The organism is Rahnella sp. NRRL B-41462 (assembly GCF_003263525.1).
Classification (GTDB): domain Bacteria; phylum Pseudomonadota; class Gammaproteobacteria; order Enterobacterales; family Enterobacteriaceae; genus Rahnella; species Rahnella aceris.
Map to the genome: position 1 here is coordinate 23,361 of NZ_JYDF01000067.1, position 10,582 is coordinate 33,942.

Annotated in this window: 8 protein-coding genes and 3 pseudogenes; 7 read left to right on the forward strand and 4 right to left on the reverse strand. The window is 53.8% G+C overall.

From position 1 onward, the window contains the following. Positions 1–7 precede the first annotated feature (7 nt). Both UC14_RS16875 and gap read left to right on the forward strand, forming a co-directional pair. Positions 8–997: a GlxA family transcriptional regulator gene (locus UC14_RS16875; RefSeq protein WP_112198083.1), complete on the forward strand. Its 990-nt coding sequence runs from the start codon at positions 8–10 to the stop codon at positions 995–997. Between the two features lie 78 nt (positions 998–1,075). Further along, a pseudogene (gene gap / locus UC14_RS16880) lies at positions 1,076–2,085 on the forward strand (type I glyceraldehyde-3-phosphate dehydrogenase). 138 nt (positions 2,086–2,223) lie between these two features. Here gap and UC14_RS16885 read toward each other — a convergent pair. After that, complete coding sequence (locus tag UC14_RS16885) at positions 2,224–2,637, reverse strand: VOC family protein (RefSeq protein ID WP_112198084.1); 414 nt, start codon at positions 2,635–2,637, stop codon at positions 2,224–2,226. A 201-nt stretch (positions 2,638–2,838) separates the two neighbouring features. Here UC14_RS16885 and UC14_RS16890 point away from each other — a divergent pair, with 201 nt between their 5' ends. Beyond that, the gene (locus UC14_RS16890) at positions 2,839–3,297 is read left to right on the forward strand and encodes a MarR family winged helix-turn-helix transcriptional regulator (protein WP_112152251.1); all 459 of its coding nucleotides are present in this window, start codon (positions 2,839–2,841) and stop codon (positions 3,295–3,297) included. A gap of 112 nt (positions 3,298–3,409) precedes the next feature. Continuing rightward, positions 3,410–3,586: pseudogene (locus UC14_RS16895) on the forward strand (hypothetical protein); the annotation flags it as partial. Here UC14_RS16895 and UC14_RS16900 read toward each other — a convergent pair. Both UC14_RS16900 and UC14_RS16905 read right to left on the reverse strand, forming a co-directional pair. Beyond that, complete coding sequence (locus tag UC14_RS16900; protein WP_112198085.1) at positions 3,570–4,598, reverse strand: isopenicillin N synthase family oxygenase; 1,029 nt, start codon at positions 4,596–4,598, stop codon at positions 3,570–3,572. The pseudogene UC14_RS16895 and the gene UC14_RS16900 overlap by 17 nt on opposite strands. Positions 4,599–4,756: 158 nt before the next feature. After that, positions 4,757–5,638, reverse strand: coding sequence for an NAD(P)-dependent oxidoreductase (locus tag UC14_RS16905; protein WP_112198086.1), 882 nt, complete (start codon positions 5,636–5,638; stop codon positions 4,757–4,759). Positions 5,639–5,860: 222 nt separating this feature from the next. Between UC14_RS16905 and UC14_RS16910 the strand changes: the two genes are divergently transcribed. Beyond that, positions 5,861–6,232 (forward strand): protein YebF, encoded by a 372-nt coding sequence (locus tag UC14_RS16910; protein WP_037034006.1) that lies wholly within the window; start codon positions 5,861–5,863, stop codon positions 6,230–6,232. Between the two features lie 196 nt (positions 6,233–6,428). Here the strand turns inward: UC14_RS16910 and malI are convergent. Beyond that, positions 6,429–7,461, reverse strand: a pseudogene (gene malI / locus UC14_RS16915) (Mal regulon transcriptional regulator MalI). Positions 7,462–7,704: 243 nt separating this feature from the next. Between malI and malX the strand changes: the two are divergent. Further along, entirely contained in the window at positions 7,705–9,330 is a 1,626-nt protein-coding gene (gene malX, locus UC14_RS16920) for a maltose/glucose-specific PTS transporter subunit IIBC (protein ID WP_112198087.1), read from the forward strand. A gap of 59 nt (positions 9,331–9,389) precedes the next feature. Continuing rightward, positions 9,390–10,565, forward strand: coding sequence for a MalY/PatB family protein (locus tag UC14_RS16925; protein ID WP_112198088.1), 1,176 nt, complete (start codon positions 9,390–9,392; stop codon positions 10,563–10,565). Positions 10,566–10,582 lie beyond the last annotated feature (17 nt).

Below are 10,582 nucleotides of genomic sequence, written 5' to 3' on the forward strand. Positions count from 1 at the left end.
TAATGCCATGAACACATTCCTGATTATCGTCCCCGACGGGGGCATGTTATTCGAAGCAGCAGGCATTGCTGATATCCTCATGCAGGCGAATCGTCTGTTGCCTCTCCACGCCACGTCTGATTCCAAAATTGCGCCTTATCAGGTGACTGTGGCGACCACACAACCGCACCGTGTGATTCACGGTGTCTCAGGGCTTAACCTTCTCGCGGATCACCGGTTATGCGATCTTGACCCCACATTGACCCGCGACACTATCTTAGTCACCGGTAAAGGCTTATCTGAAGAAGAAGGCTCAAACGTTGTCCGCTGGCTGCAACAGGCTGCGTCGCATGCCCGCCGCGTGGTATCTGTTTGTGGCGGCGCGGTGTTGCTCGCCCAGGCGGGATTACTCAACGGCCGACACGCCACCACACACTGGCGTCTGATCGACACCCTGCAGGCCCAATACCCGCAGGTGACCGTGGAACGCGGCCCGATGTATGTTCAGGACGGTCCGGTCTGGACGTCAGGTGGCGTCAGCTCCGGCTTTGACCTCACTCTTGCATTGGTCGAAGAAGATCATGGTTTCAGCATCGCTAAAAATGTTGCTCAGGATTTAGTAATGTTTCTCCGGCGTCCGGGTGGACAGTCGCAATTTAGCCGCTATCTTTTGAATCAGGCCAGCAATGGCTCTATCCGCGAACTTCAGGCCTGGTTACCTGAGAATCTCAACAGCGATTTATCTGTCGAAAACCTTGCTGAACGTGTCGCGATGAGTCCGCGAAACTTCACGCGCGTTTTCACACGCGAAACCGGCATAACCCCGGCAAAATATGTTGAGGAAGTCAGGCTGAGTGCCGCGCGACAGCTTCTGGAACAAACAACACAAAACATAGATCGTATCGCCCTCACGACCGGCTTCGGCGGCGGGCTGAACCTGCGCCGCGTTTTTGAACGAAATTTACAACTGACACCGACAGAATACAGAGAACGCTTTTGCTCCAGATATTTGGCGTAAATTGATCTTTTATTGTCATTTACGCCAATCCTCCTGCGTACTAGATTAACTGTAAAGCAGATAACTAAGGAGTTCATCATGGTCAAAGTAGGTATCAATGGTTTTGGCAGGATTGGACGGAATGTTTTGCGCGCGCACTCGGGCGGGATGACTTCCAGGTGGTGGCAATTAATGATCTAACGGACAGTAAGACTCTCGCTCATCTTCTGAAATATGACTCACTCTCAGGCACGTTAAAAGCTGACGTCGAAGCGGGTGAAGGCGAATTACGGGTTGATGGAAAACCGGTACGCGTTTTCTCAGAAAGGGATCCCGCTGCAATTCCGTGGAGCTCTGTGGGCGTTGATATCGTTATTGAAGCTACCGGCTTCTTTACTGAAAAAGCTAAAGCGGAAGTTCACATCACCCGGGGCGGAGCAAAACGCGTCATTATTTCCGCACCGGCCAAAAATGATGACATCACTATTGTGATGGGCGTTAATGACAGCGATTACGACCCGGCAAAACACAAAGTGGTCAGCAACGGCAGTTGTACCACCAACGGTCTGGCCCCTGCCGCTCAGGTTTTGCATCAGACCTTCGGCATTGAACACGGCCTGATGAACACCACACACGCCTACACCAACAGCCAGGCGTTGCATGATCAACCTGAAAAAGATTTACGGGGTGCGCGTGCGGCAGCGGTTTCCATTGTTCCGTATTCCAGCGGCGCAGCGAAAGCGATCGGGAAAGTTATCCCGGAACTGGACGGACGCATGACCGGTTATTCACTACGAGTTCCGGTGCCGGTGGTTTCCATCGTCGATTTAACCGTTAACCTTAAACGCGAAGCGACTGTTGAAGAAATTAACGCCGCGTTTCGTAAGGCGGCTGAATCCGGCCCGCTTAAAGGCATTCTGGGTTACAGCGAGGAGCCGCTGGTGTCGAGCGATTATCGCGGTGATCCGCGTTCATCCATTATTGACGGGCTTTCAACATTGGTGATTGGCGGCAAGCTGGTGAAAATTCTCGCCTGGTATGATAACGAATGGGGCTTTTCAAACCGCCTGGTCGATCTGGCCCTGTTAATGGAAAAACGCGGTTTATAACCTCCTCTTTTCCTGCCAGAATAATGACAGACACCGCTTTATGCGGTGTCTTTTTATATGTCAAAGATGATCACCATTTTTAATAAAGCACATTGTATGTTGTAACTAATTATCTATTTCGTCGTCCAGGAATGAACGTCATTTCTCCTGCGGCCCGATGGTCATAAACGGGTTATAGGCGATTTCCCACAGATGTCCGTCCGGATCGGCGAAATAACCCGAATATCCACCCCAGAACACTTTCTGTCCCGGCTTAATCAATTTACCTCCCGCACTGACCGCCTGAGCCAGAATGGCATCCACTTTAGCTTCACTGGCCACCGTTTGCGCCAGCGCCATACCGCGAAAACCATTCCCTGCCGGGCTGACCTGCGCATCTTTTGCCAGTTCCTCCCAGGGGAATAGCGATAACCAGGCACCTGCCAGTTCAAAAAAACTGACACCTTCAGAATCGATAACCACTTTTGGAAAGCCCAGTCCGTGCTGATAAAATTCGGTAGAAGCGGCCAGGTCTTTAACACCCAGCGTGATCATGTTGATGACAGGTTGCATTGTATTTTCTCCGTCAGAGGGATAAAGCAAACAGGTAAAATGGCTTTCCGGACAGCATAAATAGTTTCCGGAAACTTTACTTAGATAACCCTTCCACTTGTCTCAAAATGTTAATGGCAGCCGTCCTTTTCTGATAAATGTTGCTTATTGTGCTAATCTGACGTCTCAGAACCTGCTAATCCCCGACGTTGAGGATCTCCTGTGACCATATTACGCCGCCGCCCGGAAGCCACCTCTCCTGCCGTCCGTTTCCTGCCTGAAACCATTCATATCGGCCGTCAGTTGCGGACTTATTGTGATGCCCGTTTCAAAACTATTGGCCTGACACTGGCTCGCGGGCAAGTGTTATTACATCTGGAAGCCGCCAGCGGACGCCTGCCTCAGGGTGAACTGACCGCGTTGCTGGAAGTGGAACACCCTACCGCCATTCGCCTGTTTGACAGCCTCGCCGAGCTGGGCCTGCTGGAACGCTGCCCCGGAGAAACCGATCGTCGATCGAAAGATATCAGACTGACAGAAACCGGAACTGAGCTGGCAAATCAGGTACGCATCATGACGGATGACATTCTGATCCGCGTCATGGAAGGTATTCCGCAAAATGATGTGGATATCGCCCGGGGTGTTCTCGCCAGTATTACTGCCAATATCGCCGCGCTTTAATTGGCGATTTTTCACGTTTTATAGCTTTTCCCGCCTGCAATAGTCACTTCCGTTACTGATTTGTTACTCGTTATTATTCGTGGCAACGTTACCCTGCTCAGCCCCCAGGTGTCAGGCTATATCACCGACGTTAAATAACGCGACGGGTAACTTCACCAAAATCTCACAACGTATCGCGGTGCGCATTGAACTGGAACCGGGACAGCAGCAAAGTAACCGTCTGCGTCCGGGCATGTCCACCATGGTCAGCGTAGATACTGCACAGGCCCCGGTCAGCCAGCAGTATTAGCCCCGGGAAAATCGGAATAATAGCGCTGTGCCACGTCAGGATGTGAGCGCAGCCGCCCTTTCAGATAATTGAAACCCACATCGCGGAATAACGGATTCAGCGGATCGCTTGCCTCTCCCCGCGCTTCCTGCGCCAGTTCTGCGGGCAACGGGAATAATGGCACAACAGCATCAAGCTGAGCGCCAAGGAAAAATGCCAGCGACAAGCGTTCGCCGCCTTCCGGTGGCGAGACAACCCGATGTACCGTAGCGCGCAGATAGCCGTTGGTGGCAAGTTCCAGTAACTCGCCGATATTTACCACCAGCGTATCAGGGACCGGAAACGCGTCGATCCACTGGTTTTCTTCCACTTCCACCTGTAAACCGCGCTGTTCATCCTGCAAGAGAAAACTGAGGAATCCTGAATCCTTGTGCGCACCGACCCCCTGATTTCCGGCGCCCACCGTGCGCCCCGGATAACGGATCAGTTTGATATGTTCATTAGGCTTTTCGCCATACAGCGGATCAAACGCGTCTTCCGGCAGTTTCAGCGCCAGGGCAAAAGCCCGCAGCAGACGCAGCGACATGGCCGTCATCTCCCGTTGCCAGCGCAGTAACAGCGGGCGCAATTCCGGCAATGCTTCCGGCCATTGATTCGGCCCCTGCAATCTTGCCCATGCAGGCGTACTCTCTGTGACCGGCAGTTTTGGCCGCTCGGCACCGAGATCAAACTGTTCGCGCCAGTCCGGCTGCCCCCGGGTAATCTCCGAGGCGGCCCGGTTATAACCGCGAAAGTGTGGCGAGTTGATCATCGCCACAGCCAGTTTGTCTTCCTCGGGCAGTGCAAAGAATTGTCGGGCAACCCGCTGAACATCCTTCAGTAACTGCGCATCAACGCCATGATTTTTCAGGTAGAAAAAACCAATCTCACGCGCCGCATAACGCAGTTGCGCAAGGAACGCTTCCCGCTGTCCGGGCGTTGCAGAAAACTGACTGAAATCGATCAGAGGGATAGAGGGGGATGTCTGGCTCATCGCGTAGTCCGCCGTGATGTTATTAATAATTATCAACGCTATCACGGTTGCCGGATGACAGACCAATAGCCAGATGGTCTGGTTTATACTTCAGGGTTATGAATGAGAGGCAGAAAACAGCCAGCCCTTCCGTGGACAGGCCGCTGATTTTTAATGACTTAAGACTTATTGCCAAGAAAGTGATACACCACCGCCAGATCCTTCCCGCCATAACCGCCATCGACCGCACCCTGCCAGGTCTGACTGATACGTTTCATCACCGGCAGTTCAAGATTGCTGCCCGCTTCCAGCGCCAGATTGATATCTTTCAGGGCCCAGGTCAGCTGCATCTGCGGGGTGTAATCACCGCTTTTGAACATCTCCATTTTGCCCCTGATATACGGCGCAGCAAGCGGACCGCCTTCCAGCACATTCCACAGATCGTCGGGGGTGAAACCCAGCGCTTCGGCAAGTTGCGTAGTTTCTGCGATACCTTCCATCATGGCAATCAGCCAGGCATTGACCACCAGTTTCATTTTGGATGCACGCCCGGCTTCGCCCAGCCATTTTGTCGCTTTGGAAATGGCGGCAAATACCGGCTCAATAGCCGCACCCGCTTCACGATCCCCGCTGGCCAGCACCACAATTTGCGCCTGCTCGGCCGGTGCTTTCGTCCCGGAAACCGGTGCATCAAAGAACACCACATCAGGACGCAGTGTTTTAATCAGCGCCATCAACGATTCAGTCGCGTCTACGCCGAGCGTTCCCATTTGAGCGATAATGCCGCCCTGTTTCAGGCCGGCAAGCAAACCGTTGTCACCCTGATAAACGTCAAGGGACGTTTTGCCATCGGACAGCATTGTAATCACCACATCCGCCCCTTCAGCGGTTTCACGCGGTGTCCGGCCGCGTGTCGCACCGGCTTTCACCAAATCATCACCCCGTGAAGCCGTCCGGTTCCAGATGCGGGTATTGAACCCTTTTTTGATCAGGTTAGCGGCGAACGCGTGCCCCATTGCGCCCAGCCCCAGTACGGCGACCGTGGGTTGTTGCTGACTCATGCCTGACTCCTTACGTAAACAATGTATGTTGTGAAAAGGCTAACACCCCGGCGCGCTGTCCGGGGTGTTGGCTTCTGTAAGCGAATGCAACAGAAAGGCTGATATTACTTAACCTCTGCTGAGTAAGTGGCGTAACATACGCGCTTTCGCGCCTGGCATTTAATATTGATTTATTCAGGCAGCTTATGATTTGACTGATAATTTTCAGGAGTGGCAGGCATTATGAGTAAAGTTGTTTTGATCGGGATTGTTTCAGTCATTTTCGTTTTGATGGTGCTGATGTTGGGCTCTGTGTATATCTACCCGTGGTGGATGCAGCGCTCCACAGAAGGCGCGTGTGCCGATATCAGCAAGGACAATGCCATCGATACGGTCACCCGTGATTACATGGAAAACCGTATCCCTAACTGGGGCAATGATAAAGACAACATGGGCACGTCGGTGCCGGTTCTGAATTTCATCAGCGATGACGCTAAAGAAGACAAAGGGACCTATAACATCCCGTTCAGCGCGAAAGGCCCGAACGGCACCCTGGGTTATGTCGCGCACTTTAACTGTTCCAATCACTACGTGAAATATTCGACGGTGGAATAAATCCAGACGAACACCCTGGGCTTGCGGCTGTCACCCCGCCCGCTGGAACATAAACGCCGGCAACAGCGCGCAGTGAGAAAAACGCAGGATTCCTGGGGGTTCGTTTCAAATTCTTTGGGCCACTGTGGGCGGCAACCCACAACCTTGACCTGGATTCTAAATTTAAAAGCGTCCGGAGTGCCCGCTCAGGCATCAGCTAAGCCGATTCCCTCTCCACCAGCCCCGGTGGCACAATAATATTCTGCGCTTCCAGATTCTGCCCGCCAATCCTCAGCAACAAGCGCCTGGCCGTTGCGTGGCCGATTTCCCGTGCGGAGTTCGCAATGGAGGTCAGCGGAGGCTCGGTCAGCTCCGATTCCGGTGCATCTTCCATGCCTATCAGGGCAATTTTTTGCTGGAAGAAACTGTCTACTGCCCCGCCGCCGACTTGTGCGCCGGTGCGCAGAACGCCGAAATAGGCACCCAGCGCGACGGAAGCTTTATGGCAGACAATCGCGCTGATTTTCGGATAGCGGGATAATAAGATTTCGGCAGCATCGGCGGCGCATTTTTTGCTGATAGTCACATTCAATAATCCATTCAGTGCGAAATGGCAGACCGTATTGCAGCAGTGTGGCGCAGAAGCCGCCGAGGCGTTCGGCGCGGGTTAACGAATTGCTCAATCCGCCAAGATAGGCGATTTGTTTGTGGCCCTGTTTGATCAGATATTCCGTGGCCATTTTCGCCGCAAGCATATTATCGGGACGGACAACGTCAACCCCCTCAATACCCCCGGAGCGCGCGGCACAAATCAGCGGGACGCCATGTTCTTCCGCCTTTTCTCTCAACCCACCGAGGGTATTCACGCCACCGGCGATCACAATGCCGTCCACGCCGTGGGTCAGCAACGTATCGAAACAACGCATCAGCCCTTTACCGGACGGGCCGCTTTGCAGCAGAAATAACACTTTGCCCTGCGCTTCAAACATCTCACTGAGACCGGCGGTCATTTCGGCATAAAACGGTTCACAGATATCGCGGACTATCAGCCCGACCACGCCGGATTCTCCGCCGCGCAGCGTACTCGCCTGCCGGTTGCGCACAAAACCCAGCGCATCAACCGCCCGGTTAACCCGTTCTGCGGTTGTCTGGGAAATCCGTCCCTTGCCGCTGAGCACCAGTGAAACCGTGGTCACGGACACTCCCGCGTGCTGCGCCACATCTACGATCGTGATTTTTTTAGGGTTCATCGGGTGTTGCCGTTGATTTGAAATGCCATGAAACAGGATCCCTGCCCGCCCGCTTTACTCGAAGGCTGGAATAATTAGCGTGGTCAGACAGTTATACCTAATTCCACCCTTTGAGTAAAACGTTTAACCTTCCTTTAACCAGCTTGGTGCAAGCATCATTAAATATTGTGAGGTACGACACGTATTATTTAGGTAAAACGTTTTATCTTAGCCGCCATCAAAAGCAGCTTAATAAAACAACTCATGGAGCGGGTATGCCTGCAAATAAAAAAACAACGTGTCACACTTTGGGAATTCTTCCAAAGCCTGGGGAAAACTTTCATGCTTCCGGTCGCCCTGCTGTCGTTCTGCGGCATCATGCTGGGCATCGGCAGTTCGTTAAGCAGTCATGATGTGGTGACGCTGATCCCCGCATTAGGGAATCCGATCCTGCAACTGGTTTTCGTCTGGATGAGCAAAGTCGGATCGTTTGCCTTCAGCTTCCTGCCGGTAATGTTTGCGGTCGCTATCCCGCTGGGCATGGCGCGTGAAAACAAAGGTGTGGCGGCTTTCTCCGGCTTCGTCGGTTTCGCCGTGCTGAATCTGGCGATTAACTTTTTCCTGACCGCCAACGGCACATTGCCGACCGTCGACCCGATGGTGCTGAAAGCCAATAATATCCAGATGATCCTCGGCATTCAGTCTATCGACACCGGTATTCTGGGCGCAGTGATTGTCGGTATCATCGTGTACATCCTGCACGAACGCTACAACACGATCCGTTTGCCGGATGCGCTGGCCTTCTTCGGCGGCACGCGTTTTGTCCCGATTGTCACCACGGTGGTGCTCGGTCTGGTCGGTTTGCTTATCCCGCTGATCTGGCCTTTCTTCGCCGCTGGCATTAACGGTCTGGGCCGTCTGATTCAGGGCGCAGGGGTATTTGGTCCGATGATTTTCGGTTCCGGCGAGCGTCTGCTGTTACCTTTTGGTCTGCATCACATTCTGGTTGCACTGATCCGCTTCACCGAAGCTGGCGGTACGCTGGATGTCTGTGGTCGCGAAGTCAGCGGCGCGCTGACCATCTTCCAGGCGCAGCTTTCCTGCCCGACCACGCACGGTTTTTCTGAAAGCGCGACACAGTTCCTTTCTCAGGGCAAAATGCCTGCGTTCCTCGGCGGCTTGCCGGGTGCTGCACTGGCGATGTACCACTGCGCGAAACCTGAAAACCGTCATAAAATTAAAGGTCTGCTGATTTCCGGCGTGGTTGCCTGTGTGGTTGGCGGCACCACTGAACCGATCGAATTCCTGTTCCTGTTTGTTGCGCCGGTTCTGTACGTGATCCACGCCATTCTGACCGGCCTGGGCTTCACCATCATGTCGGTTCTGGGTGTAACCATCGGCAATACTGACGGCAACATCATCGATTTTGTGGTCTTCGGTATCCTGCACGGCACTGCCACCAAGTGGTATCTGGTGCCGGTTGTGGCGGCTATCTGGTTCGCGGCTTATTACGCCATCTTCCGCTTCTCCATCACCCGCTTTAACATTAAAACCCCGGGCCGGGAATCTGAGAACATGCCTGCTGCCGCAGCGGTGCCGTCTTCCAGTAAATCTGGCTACAACGTGCCGGTTATTCTGAGCGCGCTGGGCGGTGCCGGTAATATCGTTTCTCTGGATAACTGCATCACCCGCCTGCGTCTTTCCGTGGCAGATATGTCGCTGGTCGACGATGCCACGCTGAAAGCCAACCGCGCCATCGGTGTTGTGCATCTTAACGAACACAATCTGCAAGTGGTGATTGGTCCGCAGGTGCAATCAGTGAAAGATGAACTTGATTACCTGATCCGCACCGCGGCGAGTCAGCCCGCGCCGGAACCGGCTATCGCGTAACTATGATTAACAGGGCGACTCCGGTCGCCCTTTTCTGCTTTATTCAGGGAGTGAAAAGAATGACTTTTGATTTCTCCACCGTTACCGACCGTCATGGCACCTGGTGCACCCAGTGGGATTACGTTGCTGACCGTTTCGGCAGTGCAGACTTACTGCCATTTACCATCTCCGACATGGATTTCCCCGCCGCGCCCTGCATTCTCGATGCGCTGCAAAAACGTCTGCAACACGGCGTGCTCGGTTACAGCCGCTGGCATCACGATGATTTTCTCGGCGCGGTGGCGCACTGGTATCAGCAACGTTTTAACAGCCAGATTGACCGCGAAATGGTGGTTTACGGCCCGTCAGTGATTTACATGGTTGCGCAACTGATCCGCCAGTGGAGCCAGCCGGGCGACGGCGTGGTGACATTTACGCCCGCCTATGACGCCTTCTTCAAAGTTGTGGATGGCAATCAGCGCCAGATGCTGGCCTGTCCGCTGATTAAAAACGCTAACGACTGGGCGCTGGACGCAGAACATCTGGAAAGTCTGCTGGCGCAACCGGCCTGCACTTTGCTGTTGCTGTGCAGCCCGCATAACCCGACCGGTAAAGTCTGGACGCGTACAGAACTGGCGCTCATCTCAGAACTTTGCGAACGCCACCACGTGCGGGTGATCAGTGATGAAATCCACATGGATATGGTCTGGGGCGAAAACCGCCACACGCCGTGGAATGAAGTCGCACGCGGTGAATGGGCGTTACTGACGTCCGGCTCGAAAAGTTTCAACATCCCGGCGCTGACCGGCGCTTACGGCCTGATCAGCCATCAGGCCCCGCGCGAGGCGTATCTGCAGCAGCTAAAATCCTGCGATGGCTTATCGTCTCCGGCAGTGCTGGCCATTCATGCGCACGTTGCCGCGTATCATCACGGTGAACCCTGGCTTGACGCGCTGCGGGAATATTTACAGGGCAATCTGCAATACGTTGCGGAACAACTGAACGCCGCCTTCCCGCAGCTCAACTGGCAGCCGCCGCAATCCACCTATCTGGCCTGGATTGATTTGCGCCCGCTCGGGCTTGACGATAATCAACTGCAAAATGAGCTGATCGAACATCAAAAAGTCGCCATCATGCCGGGTTATACCTACGGCGAAGAAGGCAACGGCTTCCTGCGCCTGAATGTTGGCTGTCCGAGATCGAAGGTGGAAGCGGGTGTTGAAAAATTAATCAATGCCATCAGGGAGTTGGTCTAAGCTCCTCCCCCTGCGAA